We start from the raw sequence: 19,082 nt of genomic DNA on the forward strand, positions 1-19,082 counted from the left end.
CGCGGAGAAGGCCAGCTTAGGAAGAGATCCCGGTAGCCGAGGGGCGCTGCGTCTTCGCAAGGCCCGCAGCTTCGTCGATGCCATCCCTCCCTCCGCATGCTGAATGCCGACGTCGAGCCACGCGAGCTGCCCATCGCAGCCCTGCGCGCCCTCTCCGAAGAGGCGCCCGATGTCGCGATCCGATCGATCCTGCGTGAGGCCGTGATCACCTCGGGCTTCGAGGTGGCCATCGCGTGGCGCCTCGATCGCGAGGCCTTCGTGCTGCGCTGGGCCGGGGCGTGGCAGGATCCGGATCGGCCCGTCGCGCCCGCGTTCGAGGCGGATTCGTCGCGGCGCACGTTCGGATACGGCGAGGGTTTGCCCGGGTTCACCTGGGCGCGCGGCGCGACGGCGTTCGTGCCCGAGCTCGCCGCCGAGCCGCTGTTCCTGCGCCGCGCGGCCGCGGAGCCCGCAGGACTCCGGACGGCGGTGGCGGTCCCGATCCACCTCGGCGGCGAGGTCATCGGGGTGCTCGAGCTCTACGATCGAAAGACGCGCGTCCCGGATGCGCCGGAGCTCGGGGTGATGGCCGCCCTCGAAGCGCCGCTCGCGCTCGGTCTCGCGCGCATCTCCGGCGCCGAGGAGCGAGGCCGCGTGGATGAATCGCTCGATCTCCTGCTCGACGCGGGGCAAGCGCTCGGGAGCGTGACGGAGCTCGGGTCGCGGCTCACGGCGGTGGCCTCGCGCGCAGCGCGCTGGATCCGAGGGTTTTGCCTGGTTCACCTGCTCGAAGCAGGCGGCGCGCGGCTCGCCGCGGTGGATCACGAGGACCCGGTGAAGTCGGCGCTCCTCCGGCAGCCGTGCATGCAAAAGAGCCCGGCGCTCGACTCGACGAAAAGCCCGCTCGCGCACGTGATGCGCAGCGGCGTGGCGCAGGTCATGCCCGAGGCGTCCGACGCGATGCTCGCCGCGACCATCGACGACGACGAGGCGCTCGCGGTTCTGCGCGCGGTCACCATCACGGCGGGGATGCTCGTGCCGATCGTATGGCAGGGGCGAGCGCTCGGGGCCCTCACGCTCGCGGCGAGCCGCAAGGAGCGGCGGGTCGTGAGCACGGATGTGAAGGTCGCCGAGGAACTCGCGCGAAGGATCGCGCTTGCCGTGGTGACGGATCGAGCGACGCGGGACGAGCGCGAGGCGGCGCAGGCAGCGCGCGCGGCGATGGATCGGACGAAGCGGCTGCACTCGATCACGCGGCGGCTCTCGCTCGCACTCACGACCGCGCAGGTGGCCGAGGTGGTCGTGGAGCAGGCGCGCACCGAGATGGGCGCGCATGCAGGCTCGGTGTGCCTGCTCGACGAGGATCGCGGGGCGCTCGTGGTCGCGCGTGCCGCGGGGTATGCGGGCAACATCGTCGAGCCCTTCCAGGTGATCCCGCTCGAGATGCGCGTTCCGCTCACGGACGTCGTACGGGCCCGCCAGCCGATCTTTCTCGCGACGGTCGAGGAGCTCCTCACGCGTTACCCGATCCTCGGCCAGGTGGAGCGCGAGCAGAAGAGCCTCGCCTTCGCGGCGCTCCCGCTCATCGCGCACGATCGCGTGCTCGGGGCGATCGGGCTCTCGCTCGCGGGGACACGGCGGCTCGACGAGGCGGAGCAGCGCTTCTTGGAGTCGGTGGCGGAGCACTGCGCGCAGGCGCTCGAACGCGCGCGCCTCTACGACGTCGAGCGACGCGCGCGGGAGGACAACGATAGGCTCTACCGTGCGTCGCAGGCGGCCGTGCGGGCGCGCGAGGACCTGCTCGCGATCGTGTCGCACGATCTCCGAAACCCGCTCGTCGCCATCAAGCTCGGCGCCACGCAGATCGGGCGGGATGCGGGGGATAACGCGCGGATCCTGAACAAGACCGCGCTCATCCTGCGCTCGGCGGACCGCATGGATCGCATGATCCGCGACCTGCTCGACGCCTCGCGGATCGAGACGGGCGGGCTCGCGCTCTCGGTCGGGCGCGAGGACGTGCGCGCGGTCGTGCGTGAGGCGATCGAGCACTTCAAGCCGCTCGCGACGCCGAAGGGGATCCAGATCGAGGAGTCGCTGCCGGACGAGGCGCTCTTTGCGCAGATCGATCGCGAGCGCGTGCTGCAGGTTCTGTGGAACCTCGTGGGCAACGCGATCAAGTTCACGCCCGAGGGAGGCCTCGTGACCCTGCGCCTCGCGCGGGAAGGAGCGCGCGTGCGCATCGACGTCGCCGACAGCGGGCCGGGCATCCGGAGTGATCACCTGCCGCACGTCTTCGATCGGTACTTCCACGCCGAGACGAACAAGGCCTCCGGCACCGGGCTCGGCCTCTTCATCGCCGACGGCCTCGTGCGCGCGCACGGCGGCACGATCCACGTCGAGAGCGAGCCCGGCGTGGGCACGCGTTTCTGGTTCACGTTGCCGCTCGAAGACGCGGCCTAGAGCAGCTCCAGGAACGCCCGCAGTGCCTCGCGCTCGCGCGCTTCGAGCCCCGACGCGCCCTCGGACGCGCCGTCGTGGAAGAACACGCCATCCGCGGCCCAGCGCGCCCGCGTCAGCAGATCCGCGAGATCCTTCGCCGCGCCGCTCGTCAGGTACGGGCGTTTCTTGCCGAGCCTGCGCAAGGACGGCACACGCGCGCCGCGCTCGTGCACGTACGGGACGACGCCCGTCTTCCGGTATTCGTTCGAGCCCCAAACGATCGGCCCCGCGGGCGTGAAAATCAGGCTTTCCCAGCGGTCGAAGGGCACACGACTGCCCTTCTCGTCGGCCGAGAGACGCGCCTCGTGGCAGCCCTCGCAGCGCGCCTCGAAGAGCTTCGCGCCCTCGTGCTCGAGCTCCGAGAACGAGGTTCGCCTCACGGTCGTCGGGTTCTGCCGGTGCGAGAAGCCCATGAGGAACGTCATGAGTGCGCGGCGAAGCGCGAGCGGCTCGATGACTTCGGCCTCCGATCGACCAAGCGCGGCGAGCACCGGATGCGTCCGGGCGTCGAGCGAAAACCAAGGCGAATGCCCGCTCCCCGCGCCTGCCACGCGGAACTCGGCGTGCGCGACCGAGGACAGATCCGGATCGAGCGCGCGCGAGAAATGCGGGCGATTGTTGAAGAGGCCGACGAGCGGCTTCGTCACGACACGCACCTCGCCCCGGCCCGTGTGATGGATGCGCCCGTCGACGTAGCCCTCGAAGTGGCACGTTTCGCAGGTGAAGCGGCTGTGCGCGTCCTCCGTGCCGTTCTCCGGGGCCATCAGCGTCGTGAAGAAGAGCGCCTCGCCGAGCCGCGCCTCCGGGCTCGGCGGCGCAGGGCCACCCCGATCCACGACGGGCACGATCGTCTCGCGTGGTTCGTCCGGACGCACGAGCACGAACGCATCGAGCAGAGGGTTCGCCCCGACGAACCCGCCTCCGGGCAGCGTCACGAGGTCTCGGATGCCCGGCACCGTGGGGCTCGTTTTCGCCGGGATGGCGAGCGTTTTCCCGCTCGCGTCGAACACGAGTCGCGCCGATGCCTCGCCGCCGTACCCCGTGACGAGCGCCGCGAGCGTGCCGTCCTTCTCCTTCGCGAGGTCGAGCGCCTTCGGCGTGACCACGCCGAGCTCGCCCACGTTCACCGCGGAGAGCAGCCGCGCAGCGCCGCGCTCGACGCGGTACAGGAAGACGAACGAGTCGATGTAGCCGAAGAACCCGCCCTTCCGATCGAGCGGCCGATCCTCGACGCCGCCCGCGAGCACGAACAGCCCCTCGCCGTCGGGCACCGCGGAAAAACCCCAGATCGGGCCGTCGTGGACGATGCGCGCTTCGCCCGCTTCCAGGACGCGACCTGTCTCGTCCACGGGCCGGATCACGAGCGCATGCGCGTGGAGCGCGTCGATCACGACGAACGAGCCCACGCGCTCGACGTGGATCGGCCCGCCGCCGATCGTCGCGACCTCTCCCTGCGTGTTTGGGACGTTGGGCCAGAGCGTGAAGAGCCGCCCCTTGTCCTCCTCGATCGCGTACACCGCTCCCTCGGGCCCCGCGGCGACGTCCCGCAGCCCCCGCGTACTCGTGACCAGGTCGTCGTACCTCCGCGCGAGGTACGGCGCGGTCTCCTGGATCTCGAACCACCGGACGCCAGCGTCGCGCTCGCCCACGACGAACACGCTGCGGCCATCGGGCGTCACCGCGAGCCCGCTCGGCGAAGCGGGCGCGGGCAAACGCGCGAGCTCCCGCATCGACGCGTCGAGCACCACGATCGCGTCCCGCCCGCGGAGCAGCGCCACGAACCGCTCGCCGCCCGGCAGCGCGGCGAGCGCGTACGGATCGGCGCCGAACGTGGCGTCGCTCGGCGGCAGGGCCGCGAAATCGGTCGCGGCCCTTCGCTCCGCCTCGTAGGCGCGCAGCGCCGGCAGCGGATCCGGATCGGCTGCGCTCGTCGCCTCGGCGGGCGGATCCTCCCGCTTGCACCCCGCGCCGAGCGCGAGGCCAAGGAGGAGCAGCGCGAGACGCCGGCGCATCACCCGCGCTTCGATTCCTACCAGCCGCCGCTCTCCCCCGTCGAGGCGGGCTTGGCCGCGGGCGCGGCGCTCGCCGCCGGCGCGGCGCTCTGCGCGGGCTTCGCCGCGGCAGTATCCGCCGAGGGTTTGGCTTGGTCTCCGCAACCGGCGAGGGCAAGCGCTGCAAGGGCGACGAGCACGAGCGACATGGCTTTCATGGGTCTTTCGGCCTCCTCGGACGGAGCGAAGCACGGCGAGCACGCGGTGCGAAGGGCGAAAAGCGCTAGGCGTGCGGCTGCGTACCCGCTCCGTGGAAATGCCCGCTCAGTGCCCGTGTCCGTGCCCGTGTTCGTCCTCGCCCTCGTGTCCGTGCCCGTGTTCGTCCTCGTCTTCGCCGCCGAGATCCCAGGCACGTGAAATCGAGATTTGCGCCATTCCCGGATAATTGAACGCCGCTGCGTCCGTCAGCCGCAAGACCCGCGCCCGCACGCTGCCTTCGAGCCTCCACGCAGGCGTGATCGCCCACGTCGCGCCCACGCCGACGAGCAGGTCGGTGCGCGCATTGAATCCTTCGAGCGCGTACGCGCCATTCCAGATCTCCGCGCTCTCGTGGGCGAGATCCACCGTCGCATACGGCGTGACCTTCCCTTCGAGCAGCGGCACGCCCACGCGCGCGCCGCCAAAAATGCGGGTCGGGGCGCGAAACCCCTGGTCATTCTCGTACACGCTGAAGAGCCCCAGCGCCGAGGCTGAAATCTCCACGGGATCCAGCGCATACGTGAGCCCGACGCCCACGATGGGGACAAACGTCCCCGTCCCGAGCTGTGTATGCTCGTGCCATTCCCCCGCCGCGCCGAGCCGATACGGATCCGGCTCCGTTCGCCCCAGCGGAAACGATAGTCCGAGCCGCGCCGCCGACGAGAGCTTGCCCGTGCTGCCCGAAAAGCGCGCGATGAGCCACGGATCCCCGGGCCCCACGATCGTCCGATCGTGATGGTGAATGTCGTCGGGGACGAGCTTCGGCGTGCCATCGAGCTCCGTGTACGTGGGATACGTATCCACGACGCGCAGCAGCAAACGCGCCTCGGCCGCGAGCCACGGCGTGATTTGGTACGACACGTCCGCCGTCACGTCCGTCATCCAGAGCGCCACGTGGTGGTGGTACGGCACGGGCGGCGGCGTCTCGGCGCACGCCGGCCCGAGGTCGGGGCACTCCGCGAGATGCCCCGCCGAACCGGCGAGCCCGGACGCACCCAGGCGCACTTCGAGCCTCCCGGGCTCGAACGCTCGCACTTCGGACCCGCCGACCGGCAGGTTCGGATTGCTTCAAGCGCCTCAGGCTTCGGCGTAGCTCACGACGGGCCACGCCACAGCGAGCGTGACCACGGCGAGCGCAACGAACCTCATCGACGGACCTCCACGAAGGCCCGCACCCTACCCCAGCCCCGCCGTTCAGGGAAGCGCCGCGTCAAGGGCGTTTCGTGCGCCACGGATGCAGGGCCGCCGGACAGCGTTCGGGTGTAACGGAGCACCCGGTTGCGGACCCTCCCGACAAGGAAAACGGACGCGGCAATGATATGACGGTAAGGGCGATGTCGGCCCCCACGTTTCGAATCGTCATTTTCCTGAACATTTCCTTTCCGCACCCCCACCAGAGCGGCGAGGCGAGCCCTCACGCGCCGCTCGGCCGACGCGCCATGCCCCGCGTCGACGTCCGCCTTTCCGTCGAGGGCGTCCTGCCGTGGCTCTCAAGCAGGCTCATGACCTCGTCGTCCTCGATGGCCCGGAAATCCTCGTAATACTGGCCCACCGCATAGAGGTTCGGATCCTCGATCAGGCAAACCACGAGATCCGCCTCCCCACGGAGCATGTCCGCCCGCTCGGGCGAGGCCACCGGCGCCGCCAGCACGACCGTCGTCGCCCCCGCCGCCCGCGCGGCCCGCAGCGCCGCCATCGCCGTCGCGCCTGTCGCGATGCCGTCGTCCACCACGATCACCGACCGCCCGGCGAGCGAGGGCCGGTGCCCGCCGAAGAGCGCCTCCCGCCGCCGCGCCTCTTCCGATTGATACATTTGCTCGGCTTCGAGGTACTCCGGGTCCACGCCGAGCACCCGGAGCGCGCGCGGCTCGACCCAGACCGAGCCGTCGGAGGTGACCGCGCCAATCGCGAGCTCGGGCTGGTGCGGCGCGCGCAGCTTGCGCGCCACGATCACGCCGAGCTCGCCCCCGAGCGCGTCGGCCACGTCCGCTGCGACGACCACGCCGCCGCGCGGAATGCCGAGCACCACCGCGCCCTCGAGCCCCCCGATGCCCCGCAGGTGCTGCCCGAGCAGCTCGCCTGCCTCTTCTCGGTCCTTCCACATCATGACGCCCTCCCCGCCTCCGAACACATCGTTCCGGGGAGACACACCTGTCAGGGGGAGGGCGACGTTTCGCCCTTTTCCAACGGGCACCCGGCCCCTATGCTGCGCCGCGATGAGTCATCCCGCATCGGACCCCATTGCCGCGTTCCGCGAGGCGTTCGCCCGCGCCCAGGACCACGAGGACCACGATCCCACGGCCATGACCCTCGCCACCGTCGACGAGAACGGCCGTCCCTCGGCGCGTATGGTGCTCTTGAAGGGCGTGGACGAGCGCGGCTTTTCTTTCTACACGAACCTGGAGAGCCGCAAAGGCCAGGCGCTCGCGAAAAACCCTTACGCCGCGCTCTGCATTCACTGGCCGAAGGCCGCCGAGCAGATCCGCGTCGAGGGCCGCGTCGAGCTCGTCTCCGCCGAGGAAGCGGACGCCTACTTCGCCTCACGCGTGCGCGGCAGCCAGATCGGCGCCTGGGCCTCCGAGCAGAGCCGCCCGCTCCACTCGCGCGAGGAGCTCGAAGCGCGCGTCGCCGAGTTGACCACGCGCTTCGAGGGCGGCCCCGTCCCGAGGCCGCCGCACTGGAGCGGGTATCGCGTGATCCCCGACCGGATCGAATTCTGGTTTGGCAAGGACAGCCGCCTGCACGACCGCTTCGTCTACGTCCGCGAAGGCGCCGGGTGGCGCTGCGAGCGGCTCCATCCCTGAGCCGTCATTTCGACGTTCCGGTCACGACCTCGATCCCCACCTCCAAAACCTCGTCGCGCCCCTCGCGGATGCCCTTCACCGTCCGCGTCGCGGGGATGTTCGGTCGCACGCCCACGCCGTAAAAACGCGAGCCGTCGTAACGATCGACGCGCATCCCGGTCCAGTGGATCACGAGCCCGCCGGGCACGGCAAACGAATTGACGTTCCCATTCGTGCCCGCCGTCGACGCACCCACGATCTTGCCGAGCTTGTCATGGTCGACCATGCTCAGCCACGTCTCGGCCTGGCTCATCGCCCGCTCGTCCGTCAGGAACACGACCCGGCCGCGGATACGCGGCGCCTTTGGCTCGACGAACCACCGCTCCACCTCGAACGTCATCCCCTCGCGGTTTGGCCGGACGACCCGCGGGACCTTCCATTCCGGGCCCACGAGCTTCGTCGACGAAAGGTGACCGAGCTTCTCGGGCTCGATCTTCGGATCCCCGCGCAGATCGAAGATCACGCCCCTCGCCTTCGCCAGCGTCGGCAAAGCCGCGTCGAACTGCTCCGGCTTCACCCGCTCGAGATCGACGTACGAAACCCCCGGCGCGACTTCCGCGACCGGCTCTGGCTTCTTCTCCTGCGGCAATCGATCCGTCCATCCGAGCGAGCGCTCGAGGCGCACCGTCACGGGCTCGCCGATCGGGTGCTTCAGCGTCACGGTGGCGACCTCGCCCTTTTTCCCCGCGCGCAATTGCGTCGTCGCAACGCGCCTCCTCCAGCCCGGCGTCGCGGCCGACGTCCGCGGCTCGAACACGGCCATCCACGCGTCGACCGGCTTGTTGTCGATCGCGAGCACGATATCGCCCGGACGAACCTCGGCGCCCGCGCTCGGGTGCACGTTCGTCACGACGAGCTGCCCCTCGACCCAGGCGAACTCGAGCGGCAAGAACCCGCGGGTCGACGCCTCGGGAATGGGCGGTCCCTCGGGCTGCTTCAGCATCCGCACCACATGGCCGTGGCCGTCGTGGAGCTTCGCGATCATGCGCTCCATGGCCGCGACCATACCCTGCTCGTCGAGGGCCGTGGCCGCCTCGGACAAACTCTTTCGCAGGACCGCGGGCCAGTCCGTCCCGACGATGTCGAAGTAGGGATAAAAATGCTGCAGGACGCCCCACGCGATCGTGATGTCGGCGAGGCGCGTCTCCCGGTCCCGCAGCGAATACACGAGCGTCGGGGGAATGCCGCCCGGCGGCGGCTCGGAGGGCGCGGCATTTCCATGCGGCAACGTCCCGCGGTCGTCGGCATACAGCGTGATCGGCATCCGGCACGACACACCACCGCCGAGCTCGGCCTCGTAGACCTCGCTCGGAAGCCGATCCGCGTCGTTCACGCGCTCGCTCCGATAGACCGGAACTCCCATCCGCAGATCGACCCCGTCGTGCCGCCACGCGACGATCTTTGGCTTCGAACCGTCCTTCGGCGGCAGGATCGCCTCGGGCAGGTCTTGACGCAGGCCCGTCGGGAAGACGCGGAGCGTCGGCGCCACGGGGGTGAAGATCTCCCCGAGGATCTGCGCGAGCTCCTCGGCCGACGTGGCCCCTTCGACGCGTTTCGCGCCGTCCACGGCGATCGCGTTCCAATCGGCCCGCAAGGCCTCGTCGCTCGGATGGAAGAAACGCACGTCATTGTAGAGCTGCGTGAATGCGACCACGTTCTCGAGCGCGCGGCCTTCGAGCGGGCGTGAAGGATCGACCCGCGGCGCGGCCATCGTCTTCGCCGCCCCGGGCAGAGCCGGGGGCACCGGCCGCGGCACGGGCATGGGCTCGGGCGGCGGGGCGTTGCCGCAGGCAAGGAGCACGAAAGGGAGCCCGAGGCGGGCGGCGAGGGACACGCGCAAGAAGACCTTCCGAGGCACGAGATCGAGCGCGTGGATCTTGCCCAAGGGCCCGCGCGCCGCCAAGAAGAAGTGTCAGAAACCAGGGGCAGCCGCCGTTGTCCGGAAAGGCAGGAGCCCACCATGAAGATCGAGCGGATCGAGCTCTACTACGTCAAGATCCCGCTCTCCGGAGACCGGCCGGGGTTCTTCGATGATCGGGTCGTCTTCGAACCGAACTGGATCCCCGGCTACCACCAGATCGACCTGCGCTTTTACCTCCTGCGCCTCGTGACCGACGCGGGGCTCGACGGCGTCGCGGCGATCCCGGCGATGGGCCGCGAGCGCGAGTCGCTCGGCGCCTTGCTCGGCGCCTACCTGCTCGGATTGAACCCGCTCGACATGCGCCTCGTGAACCAGCGCATCGAGGAGTTCTCGATCCTCGGCATGCGAAATGGATGGATCGACGCCGCGTTCTGGGATCTCGTCGGCAAGTATCGGCGCGAGCCCTTGTGGAAAGTCCTCGGCGGCACGGGCGGCTTCGCCGTGCCGTATGCTTCGCTCGGCTCGAACCACGATCACGATCCACGCGTCGTGGCAGAGCTCGTCACCGAGCGCCGGAACGAGGGTTTCGCGGGCGTCAAGATCCGCGTGAAGAGCGACGAGCTCGCGAAGATGGTCGACGTCGTCGCGGCCGCGCGCGAGGCGGCGGGCGATTCGATGGAGCTCATGGTCGACGCCAATCTCGGCTGGCCCGTCGAGCTCCTCGAACCGAGCCTGCGCTGGGACGAGGACTTTGTGGCCCGCTTCAGCGAAAGGATCGAGCCGTATCAAGTCTCTTGGCTCGAAGAGCCGCTCCACCGGGCCGATCACGAGGGGCTCGCGCGGCTCCGCGCGCGCTCGAAGATCCCGATCGCGGGCGGCGAGATCACGCCCTCGTGGCGCGAATTCCGATCGATGCTCGACGCCGGAAGCCTCGATATCTACCAGCCCGACGCGGTGCTCGCGGGCGGCACGTATGCGGGCGGCGTGAGCGTCGTCCGCTGGCTCGTGCGTGAGATCCGGCGGCGCAACGCCGCCCGCGGGCCGGAAACGCGGCCGCTTCGATACACGCCGCACACCTGGACGAACGGACTCGGCTTTGCGGTGAACCTCCATCTCTTCGGCCTGCTCCCGCAGGAGGAGCGGGGCCTCTTCGAGCTGCCGCACGACCGCCATTGGCAAATGCCGCAATGGGCGCGGTTCCTTCGCAATGGCTTCGCGCGGGACGACGAGGGCCGGATCCGGATTCCGGACGAGCCGGGGCTCGGCGTGGAGATCGACTGGGAGGTCGTCGCGCGCTTCGGCAAGCGGATCGACGTGATCACGAAGGCGACGCTCGCGGCCTGGACCGTGCTCGATCACGGCTGGCGCGAGGCGGTATATTTGCGCAACAAGAAACGAGAGGTCGAGGACCGGAGCGCGCTCGCCGAGTTCGAGCTTCCCGAGCCGCCCTTCTGAGGTACCATCGCGCGCGGAGGTCTTACCATGAGACGTTTGCTCTTGGCTTCGATTCCCGCGCTCTCCCTCGCCGTGCTCGCCGCCTGCAGCAGCGACGGGAGCTCGAATCCCTCGGGAAACACCGGCGGCGGAGGCGCAGGCGCGACCGGTGGAACGGGCGGCGCGGGCGCGACCGGCGGCACGGGTGGCACCGGCGGCACGGGCGGCATCGGTGGTTCTGGCGGCACCGGTGGAATGGGCGGCGTCGGTGGCACCGGTGGAATGGGCGGCGTCGGTGGTTCCGGCGGCGCGGGGGGCTCGGGCGGCGCCGGTGGAATGGGCGGCGCGGGTGGGGCGGGCGGTTCGGGCGGCGCCGGCGGTGCCGGTGGTGGAATGAACCAGGTGAAGCCCCCCGTGACCCCGTACATCGTCGTTGATCAATTCGGCTATCTGCCGAATGGACAGAAAGTTGCGGTGATCCGGGATCCGGAGACTGGATTCGACGCCGCGGAGTCGTTCTCGCCCGGGGGCACGTATGCGCTCGTGAATGCGCAGACGGGCGCGCAGGTCCTCACGGCGACCCCGGCGGCGTGGAAGAACGGCATGGTCGACGCCTCGTCGGGCGATCGGGCCTGGCATTTCGATTTTTCGTCCGTGCAGACGCCTGGCACCTATTACGTGCACGACACGGGCAAGGACCTGCGCTCGCACGAGTTCCGCATCGCGACGAGCGTGTACCGCGACGTGCTCAAGGCGGCGGTGCGCACGTTCTTCTATCAACGCGCCGGGGTCGCGAAGAGCGCAGAGCACGCGGGCGCGGGCTGGGCGGACGGCGCGAGCCACGTGGGCTCGGGGCAGGACAAGAACGCCCGGCGTTACAATGCGCCGAACGATGCGTCGACGGAGCGGGATCTCTCCGGCGGCTGGTACGACGCGGGCGATTACAACAAGTACACGAACTGGCACGCGCGCTACGTGACCAGCCTGCTCATGGCCTACGACGAGTCGAAGGCCGCGTTCACCGACGATTACGGGATCCCCGAATCCGGCAACGGCGTCCCCGACGTCGTGGACGAGGCGAAATTCGGCATGGACTGGCTCATCAAGATGCAAAGCTCGAACGGCTCGGTGCTGAGCATCGTGGGCGTCGGGCACGCGAGCCCGCCGTCCGCGGCGACGGGCCCGAGCCGGTACGGCACGGCGAGCACCTCGTCCACGCTGAGCGCCGCCGCGGCGTTCGCGTATGGCTCGATCGTCTTCCGCTCGCTCGGCGGAGCGTTCACGGCCTATGCGGACGATCTCGTTGCGCGCGCCGAGAATGCCTGGTCCTGGGCAAACGCGAACCCGAACGTCACGTTCAACAACAACGACAGCTCGAACGGCTCGCAGGGCCTCGGCGCGGGCCAGCAGGAGACGGACGATTATGGCCGTCTCTCCAAGAAGATCGAGGCCGCCGCGTATCTCTTCCACGCGACCAACAAGGCGACCTACCGCCAGTTCTTCGACCAGAACTACACGCAGATCCACCTGTTCCAGTGGAACTACGCCTACCCGTTCGAGGCCGAGCAGCAGGACGCGCTCCTTTATTACACGAAGGTGCCGGGCGCCACGCAGGCCGTCGTGACCGCCATCCGGAGCACCTACAACGACGCGATGAACGGGACCGACAACTTCGGGGCGATCAATGGCGAGTCGGATCCCTATCGCGCTTCCCTGAAGGACTACGTCTGGGGGAGCAACGGGACGAAGTCGCACCAGGGCAACATGTTCCAGGACATCATCGTCTACGGCATCGACCCGGCGAAAAACACGGCCGCGGAGCGGGCGGCGGCGCGGTACATCCATTACATCCACGGGACGAACCCGCTCGGGCTCGTCTACCTCTCGAACATGGGCGACGTCGGCGCGGAGAACAGCGTGAACGAGTTCTATCACACGTGGTTCGACAACGGCAGCGCGCAATGGGATCGCGTGGGCGTCTCGACGTACGGGCCGGCCCCGGGCTTTTTGACGGGCGGCGCGAACCCGAGCTACGACTGGGACGGCTGCTGCCCGAACAACTGCGGCAGCGCCGAGAACAACGCCGCATGCTCGTCGGAGACGATCACGCCGCCGAAGGGACAGCCGGCGCAGAAGTCGTACAAGGACTTCAACACGAGCTGGCCGCTGAACTCGTGGTCCGTCACCGAGAACTCGAACGGCTACCAGGTGGCGTACATCCGGCTGCTGTCGAAGTTCGTGAAGTAAGTTCGAAAAACGCCCCTTGACGCTCCCCGCCCTCCGCGCGACGACGATCGCCGCACATGCGATCCGTCACCGAATACCTCTGGTTCGAGACCAAGCAGCGGCGCGAGCTCGTCAACATCACGGACCGCGTCGAGACCATCGTCTCCGGTAGCAACATCGCCGAGGGCATGGTCCTCGTCAGCGCGATGCACATCACGGCGGGCGTCTTCGTGAACGACCACGAGCCCGGGCTCTGGGAGGACATCTGGTCGTGGCTGCAAACGCTCGCCCCGGCCGGCCCCGATTACAAGCACCACCGTACCGGCGAGGACAACGGCGACGCGCACCTCAAGTCGATCCTCGTCCACCACCAGGTGATCGTCCCCATCACGAAAGGCAAGCTCGACCTCGGCCCCTGGCAGCAGATCTTTTACGCCGAATTCGACGGCCAGCGCAGAAAGCGCCTGGTGGTCAAGGCCATGGGGGAATGACGTGGCCCTCGGGACGAGGCGCCTCTTTCTCGCCGTCGATCCCGGCGACGAATGCCACACGCGTATTGCCGAGGCCGTGAGCCGGGCGCGCGTGCACGCCCCGCGGGCGCGATGGGTACGCACCGAGGGCATTCACGTGACGCTCGTGTTCCTCGGCGCGGTGGAGGAATCGCTCGTGCCCGCGGTCGTGGCGAAGGTGGAAGGCGTCGCGGTCCGGCACGCGCCGCTCACGCTGCGATTCGAGGGCGCCGGGTGCTTCGGCGGGCGAAAGCCGCGCGTCTTGTGGATCGGGGTCGAGGGCGACGTGCCGGCGCTCGGGCTCGTGCATAAAGAGCTCTCCGAGGCGCTCACGGAAGTCGGGTACGTGCCGGAGGAGCGGCTCTTTTCGCCGCACCTCACCCTGGCCCGCGCCGGGTTCGGCGGCACGGACGCGGGGCTCTGGGCCGCGGCCCGAGCGCTCGCCGGAGAATCGTTCGGCGAGGTGAACGTGCGAGAGCTCGTGCTTTACGAGAGCGTACTCTCGGCGGCGGGCGCGCGTTACGAGGCCGTGGCGCGATTGCCGCTCGGCGGGGTGCCGGCGCCGCTGCATTGATACCCGTCCGAACGTCCTCGGCCGCGTCGCGCCGGAGCTCGCCCGCGCGCCCGCGAATTTCGTGCTCGTCGTCGTACGAGATCGTACGTTCAATCAATCTGTCGTACGAGGATCGCGGAGAGGGCCAGCGCGTCGGGTGGGGCGCGCCATCACGGCGGATCGGAAATACGAGCCGTCATCGTTGAAATCGGAAATGTACAATCGGGGTTTTCTGTACCGCTACGGCGTCGCAATCGCCGCGACCGCGGCCGCCGTGTCGCTCTGCCTGAGCTTGCAGGCCGTCCTGGGCGCTCCTGCGCTCCTGCTCCTGCTCGTCCTCGGGGTGACCGTCGCGGCGCACGGCGGTTTTGGCCCCGGGCTCGCCGCGACGGCCATGGCAGCGCTCGCCGGAGCGTATTTCTTCAAGCCGCTCGAAGGCCTCGTCGTCGCCCTGTTCGTCGCGGTCGGCCTCGTCCTTTCGACCCTCGGCGAACGTATGCGCCGGGCCCTCGCGGCGAGCCGCCGGGAGAATGACGCCCTCGAGCAGCGTCTCAGCGGACGCACGGCCGAGCTCGAATCCCTGTTTTTGCATGCGCCTGTGGGCTTCGCCTTTTTCGATCGGGAAACTCGATTCCTCCGCATCAACGAGTGGCTCGCCGCGAACAATGGCCTGCCCGTCGAGGCTCACCTCGGCCGTCCCATTGCCGAGATCCTGCCCAACATCACCGTCATGACGACGCTGGAAGACGTCTTCCGGACCGGTGAGCCGGTCGCGGGCGTGGAGGTCAGCGGAGAGACCGCGGCCCAGCCCGGAGAACGCCGGCATTGGCTGACCGCGAGTTTTCCGGTCCAGGCGCCCGATGGAACGGTCGCCTCGGTCGGTTGCGTCGTCCTGGAGGTCACCGGGATGAAGCGGGCCGAAGAGCAAGCGCGCGCGCGGGCGCGCCAGCAGGCGGCCGTGGCCGCGCTCGGGCACATGGCGCTCGTGGAAAGAAACATCCAGCGCCTCATGGATCGCGCGGTCGAGCTCGTCACCGAGACGCTGGACATCGAGCTCTGCAAGGTCCTGGAATTGTTGCCCGGCGAGAAACGATTCCTGCTGCGCGCCGGCGTGGGATGGGCGACGGGCCTCGTCGGGCACGGGACGGTGGGGACCGATCTGGACTCGCAAGCCGGATACACGCTGCAATCGAAGGGGCCCATCCTCGTGGAGGACCTCCGGACCGAGAAGCGATTCCGCGGGCCGCCGCTCCTCTTCGATCACGGCGTCGTCAGCGGGATGAGCGTGACGATCGCCGGCGAAGAAGACCGGCCTTTCGGCGTGCTCGGCGCGCACACGCGGCGAAAGCGGATCTTCACCCGCGACGACATCATCTTTCTCGAATCGATCGCGAACATCCTGGCGGCCTCGCTGCGGCAACGGCAGGTCGAGCGGGCCCTGCGCGAGGGCGAGGAGCGGTATCGCCTGCTGGTCGAGAGCGTGCGCGATTACGCGATCTACATGCTCGACGCCGAGGGCCGCGTGGAGAGCTGGAACGCCGGCGCCGAGCGGTTCAAAGGGTATACGGCCGCGGAGGTCATCGGCCAGCATTTCTCGCAGTTTTACCCCGCCGAGGATGTCGCGCAGGGCAAACCGGATCGATTGCTCATCCTGGCGGCGAAGCACGGGCGCTTCGAGGACGAGGGGATGCACCTTCGCAAGGACGGCACGCGCTTCTGGGCGAACGTCGTCTTGACGGCTCTGCGGGACGAGACCGGCGCGCTCCGCGGATTCGCGAATCTGACGCGCGACGTGACCGAACGAAAACAGGCCGTCGAGGCGGCGCGGGCCGCCGCGGCGCGCCTCCGGGCCATCGTGGACACCGCCGTCGATGGCATCATCACCATCGACGAACGCGGCACGATCGAGACGATGAACCCCGCAGCCGAGCGGATGTTCGGCTACGGCGCGGACGAGCTCATCGGCCACAACATCAAGATGGTCATGCCCGACCCCTACCGAAGCGGGCACGACATGTACCTCGCGAACTATCTGCGCACGGGGGTGCGAAAGATCATCGGAATCGGACGCAAGGTGCGCGGGCGGCGAAAGGAGGGGACGGAGTTTCCCCTCGAGCTCGCCGTCAGCGAGTTTTTCGTGGGCGAGCGGAGGCTTTTTGCAGGCGTCATCCGCGACATCACGGAGCGAGAGGCGGCGGAGGCGGAACGCGAATCACTCCTCGTGAGCGAGCGGGCCGCGCGGAGCGAGGCCGAGCGAGCAAACCGGATGAAAGACGAATTCCTGGCCACGATGTCGCACGAGCTCCGGACGCCGCTCACCCCCATCCTCGGCTGGATCGAGCTGCTCCGCACCTCCCAGCAGGCCCCCGGGAACGTCGAAAAAGGTTTGTCCGTGATCGAGCGGAACGCGCGCCTGCAGCTACAGCTCATCTCGGATCTCCTGGACGTGAGCCGGATCGTCTCCGGGAAGCTGCGCCTCAACGTGCAGCGGGTCGATCTGCCGAAGGTGATCGATTCCGCGATCGAGTCCGTTCGTCACGCCGCCGAGGTGAAAGGAATCGCGCTTCGCGCGACGTACGAGCCAGCGGATACGACGGTGATGGGGGACCCGGATCGCCTGCAGCAGGTCGTGTGGAATCTGGTCGCGAACGCGATCAAATTCACGCCCCAGAAAGGCCGCGTGGACATCATGCTATCGCGGTCGAATGGCCATTTGCGGCTCATGGTCGCGGATACGGGACAAGGCATCACGCCCGAGTTTCTCCCGCTGCTCTTCGACCGCTTCCGTCAAGCCGACTCGTCCACGTCGCGCCGGTATGGCGGGCTCGGCCTCGGGCTCTCGATCGTCAAACACCTGGTCGAGCTTCACGGCGGGTGCGTGCACGCGGAGAGCGCCGGGCTCGGGAAAGGGGCGACATTCGTGGTCGACCTGCCGACGATGCGCGCCTATGCCCCGGGGCCCGAGCACGAGGAGCTCTCGCACCCCTGGCCGAGCCTCTCCCGCCCGCAAGTCGCCGATACGACGAACCTGGAGGGGATTCGTGTCCTCGTCGTGGACGACGAGCCAGACGCGCGGGAGCTCGTCGAGCGATTGCTGGAGGATAGCCAGGCGAAGGTCATCACGGCGGCCTCGGCATTCGAGGCGCTCGAAATGCTGGCGAACCCCGAGAACGAGCCGGATGTGATGGTGAGCGACCTCGGGATGCCTGGGATGGATGGATTCGCCCTCATCCGAGAGGTGCGCGCGCGCCGCGCCGCAGGGCTCGGCGATCTGCCCGCCGTCGCGGTGACGGCATTCGCGCGCCCCGAGGACAAGGCCCGATCGCTCGAGGCCGGCTACGACGCGCACGTGACGAAGCCGATCGATCCGCTCGGGTTCGTCGCGACCGTCGCCCAGGTGATGAATCGAAAACGAACGCTGTCGTGAAGGTCGAGAGCTCTCGGAGGCGTATCAGCCGAGGACCGGCCCGCCCGGGTCTTCACTCGTCGTGCCGACGGGTGGCGTGACCTCTTCGCCCGTGAGCGCGCGGCTCGTCGGGCGTACACGCTCGGAGAGGTCTTTTCGACCGGCCAGGCGGAAGAGGCCGACGAGGGTATCGGCGATGCCCTGGTGGTCCTCGATCCACGCGAGCACTTGCTGCTCGCGGCGGCCGATCTCATCGGCGAGCTCCTGCTCCTCGCGTTGCATGGTGACGAGCGCCTTGTCGAGGGTCTCGGCCTTCTTGTCGAGCGTCTGCGCAATGGCGGCGCTGTCGAAGGTGACGCCCTCGACGGTGACGAGGAATGGCTTCTTCTTCATCAGCTTGGAGACGCTCTGCACGTGGCTCACGAGCTCGCGGGGCGCGCGCGGCGTATCTCCCTCGAGGCCATAGGAGCCGAGGCCCTCCGGGCCGAGCGCATCCGACACCATTGATTTGATACGCACGGCGGAGCGGACGAGGTCGCTCGCGGCCGCGTCGCGCTGCTCGCGCAGGCCCACATCGTCGGCGCGCTCCGCGAGGACACGATGCTCTGCCTCGTCGAGGGAAGCGGCCGAGGCGGCGAGGGTATCCGTCAAGTATGCGAGGAGGACGAGAAAAACCTCCTTCGTTGCCTTCGTATTCGCCCCTTGCACGGAGACCGCGCGCGCCGCGAGCCTCTCGGCGACCTGCTCCGCGTGTGTCTTCGCCGCGCCGATGACGTGCGCGCTCGATTGAACCCGATTGTCGATCACCTTGGACTTCTTCGCCACGAACGACCTCCCTCACGAAATGCCCCCGAGCCCCCCGACCGGGCACAGAAGCGAGAGACCTTACGCGACGCAGCCTACACTTGTCCAGCCTGGACGTGCCGCGGACGCGTCCCGCAAAAAGGGAGGCACGATCGCGACGGTCGCGATGGCGTTCCGCAACTGAAACGGCGGCGTCGCGGGGTCCGATCCGTGGTTCCGTACACAAAACGGCGGCTTCGCGGGGCTCGATCGGGACGTTCGTTCACGCATCGGCGGCATCGCGAGGGTCGATCGGAGCTTTCGTACCGGCACGGCGGAGGCGCGGGGGTCGATCGGGGAGATCGCTTCGAAGAGGACGGCTTCGCGGGCGTCGAGAGGCGGATTTTTTGGGATGTGGAGGCGTCGCGGGGGGCGCGGAGGGGAGAATTGGTGAGATTTGTTGCTTCTAGGGGTGTGCTGAGCCGCGACCGCCAACATTGACAGGCGGCGAGGGGGCGGGGTCATGAGCGGGAGCGGAAGCGGAAGCGGAAGCGGAAGCGGGAGCGGGAGCGGAAGCGGAGGCGCACGCGCACGCGGAGGCGCACGCGGAGGCGCACGCGCACGCGCACGCGGAGTTACGCGAGCGCGTGCGTCTTCAGGTGCTCCCGGGCGAGGTGCAGGCGGCCGTGGACGGTCTTCGTGTTCAGCCCGAGCGATTGCCATCTCCCGAATCGAACGGC

The 19,082-nt window shown here is 68.9% G+C and carries 13 protein-coding genes; 7 read left to right on the forward strand and 6 right to left on the reverse strand.

Going from position 1 to position 19,082, the window contains the following annotated elements:
- The first annotated feature begins 96 nt into the window (after nt 1-96).
- Nucleotides 97-2,439 carry a sensor histidine kinase gene (locus KEG57_RS15625; RefSeq protein ID WP_272418858.1) on the forward strand — a complete coding sequence of 781 codons (2,343 nt, stop codon included), beginning with the start codon at nt 97-99 and terminating at the stop codon, nt 2,437-2,439.
- On the opposite strand, the gene KEG57_RS15630 is transcribed toward KEG57_RS15625, so the two are convergent.
- The 4 genes from KEG57_RS15630 to KEG57_RS15645 form a co-directional block, all read right to left on the reverse strand.
- Entirely contained in the window at nt 2,436-4,490 is a 2,055-nt protein-coding gene (locus KEG57_RS15630) for a YncE family protein (RefSeq protein WP_272418856.1), read from the reverse strand. The two genes, KEG57_RS15625 and KEG57_RS15630, sit on opposite strands and share 4 nt — an antisense overlap.
- A 17-nt stretch (nt 4,491-4,507) precedes the next feature.
- On the reverse strand, nt 4,508-4,687 hold the full coding sequence (locus KEG57_RS15635) for a hypothetical protein (RefSeq protein ID WP_272418855.1): 180 nt from the start codon (nt 4,685-4,687) through the stop codon (nt 4,508-4,510).
- Between the two features lie 106 nt (nt 4,688-4,793).
- Nucleotides 4,794-5,732: a hypothetical protein gene (locus KEG57_RS15640; RefSeq protein ID WP_272418853.1), complete on the reverse strand. Its 939-nt coding sequence runs from the start codon at nt 5,730-5,732 to the stop codon at nt 4,794-4,796.
- A 409-nt stretch (nt 5,733-6,141) separates the two neighbouring features.
- Complete coding sequence (locus KEG57_RS15645) at nt 6,142-6,834, reverse strand: phosphoribosyltransferase (protein WP_272418852.1); 693 nt, start codon at nt 6,832-6,834, stop codon at nt 6,142-6,144.
- Between the two features lie 109 nt (nt 6,835-6,943).
- Between KEG57_RS15645 and pdxH the strand changes: the two genes are divergently transcribed.
- Nucleotides 6,944-7,531 carry a pyridoxamine 5'-phosphate oxidase gene (gene pdxH, locus KEG57_RS15650; protein WP_272418851.1) on the forward strand — a complete coding sequence of 196 codons (588 nt, stop codon included), beginning with the start codon at nt 6,944-6,946 and terminating at the stop codon, nt 7,529-7,531.
- 4 nt (nt 7,532-7,535) lie between these two features.
- Here the strand turns inward: pdxH and KEG57_RS15655 are convergent, their stop codons facing one another.
- The gene (locus KEG57_RS15655; RefSeq protein WP_272458586.1) at nt 7,536-9,455 is read right to left on the reverse strand and encodes a S41 family peptidase; all 1,920 of its coding nucleotides are present in this window, start codon (nt 9,453-9,455) and stop codon (nt 7,536-7,538) included.
- A 75-nt stretch (nt 9,456-9,530) separates the two neighbouring features.
- On the opposite strand from KEG57_RS15655, the gene KEG57_RS15660 reads away from it, so the two are divergent.
- From KEG57_RS15660 to KEG57_RS15680, 5 genes are all read left to right on the forward strand, one after another.
- Nucleotides 9,531-10,886 carry a mandelate racemase/muconate lactonizing enzyme family protein gene (locus KEG57_RS15660; RefSeq protein ID WP_272418848.1) on the forward strand — a complete coding sequence of 452 codons (1,356 nt, stop codon included), beginning with the start codon at nt 9,531-9,533 and terminating at the stop codon, nt 10,884-10,886.
- A 27-nt stretch (nt 10,887-10,913) separates the two neighbouring features.
- On the forward strand, nt 10,914-13,112 hold the full coding sequence (locus tag KEG57_RS15665) for a glycoside hydrolase family 9 protein (RefSeq protein ID WP_272418847.1): 2,199 nt from the start codon (nt 10,914-10,916) through the stop codon (nt 13,110-13,112).
- Between the two features lie 56 nt (nt 13,113-13,168).
- A complete protein-coding gene (locus KEG57_RS15670) occupies nt 13,169-13,582 on the forward strand; it encodes a secondary thiamine-phosphate synthase enzyme YjbQ (RefSeq protein ID WP_272418846.1) in 414 nt (137 codons plus the stop codon).
- A 1-nt stretch (nt 13,583) separates the two neighbouring features.
- Nucleotides 13,584-14,174, forward strand: a complete 591-nt coding sequence (gene thpR / locus KEG57_RS15675; RefSeq protein WP_272418845.1) for an RNA 2',3'-cyclic phosphodiesterase — start codon at nt 13,584-13,586, stop codon at nt 14,172-14,174.
- Between the two features lie 181 nt (nt 14,175-14,355).
- A complete protein-coding gene (locus KEG57_RS15680) occupies nt 14,356-17,580 on the forward strand; it encodes a PAS domain S-box protein (protein WP_272418844.1) in 3,225 nt (1,074 codons plus the stop codon).
- Between the two features lie 24 nt (nt 17,581-17,604).
- Here KEG57_RS15680 and KEG57_RS15685 read toward each other — a convergent pair whose 3' ends face one another.
- Complete coding sequence (locus KEG57_RS15685; protein WP_272418843.1) at nt 17,605-18,384, reverse strand: hypothetical protein; 780 nt, start codon at nt 18,382-18,384, stop codon at nt 17,605-17,607.
- Nucleotides 18,385-19,082: the final 698 nt, after the last annotated feature.

The organism is Polyangium jinanense, from assembly GCF_028435365.1.

What these genes read in the sequence shown, in the direction of transcription:
- KEG57_RS15660 (WP_272418848.1), top strand. Translation starts at nt 9,531, where the DNA reads ATGAAGATCGAGCGGATCGAGCTCTACTACGTCAAGATCCCGCTCTCC.
- KEG57_RS15630 (WP_272418856.1), bottom strand. Translation starts at nt 4,490, where the DNA reads ATGCGCCGGCGTCTCGCGCTGCTCCTCCTTGGCCTCGCGCTCGGCGCG.
- KEG57_RS15645 (WP_272418852.1), bottom strand. Translation starts at nt 6,834, where the DNA reads ATGATGTGGAAGGACCGAGAAGAGGCAGGCGAGCTGCTCGGGCAGCAC.
- pdxH (WP_272418851.1), top strand. Translation starts at nt 6,944, where the DNA reads ATGAGTCATCCCGCATCGGACCCCATTGCCGCGTTCCGCGAGGCGTTC.
- KEG57_RS15635 (WP_272418855.1), bottom strand. Translation starts at nt 4,687, where the DNA reads ATGAAAGCCATGTCGCTCGTGCTCGTCGCCCTTGCAGCGCTTGCCCTC.
- KEG57_RS15625 (WP_272418858.1), top strand. Translation starts at nt 97, where the DNA reads ATGCTGAATGCCGACGTCGAGCCACGCGAGCTGCCCATCGCAGCCCTG.
- KEG57_RS15670 (WP_272418846.1), top strand. Translation starts at nt 13,169, where the DNA reads ATGCGATCCGTCACCGAATACCTCTGGTTCGAGACCAAGCAGCGGCGC.
- KEG57_RS15665 (WP_272418847.1), top strand. Translation starts at nt 10,914, where the DNA reads ATGAGACGTTTGCTCTTGGCTTCGATTCCCGCGCTCTCCCTCGCCGTG.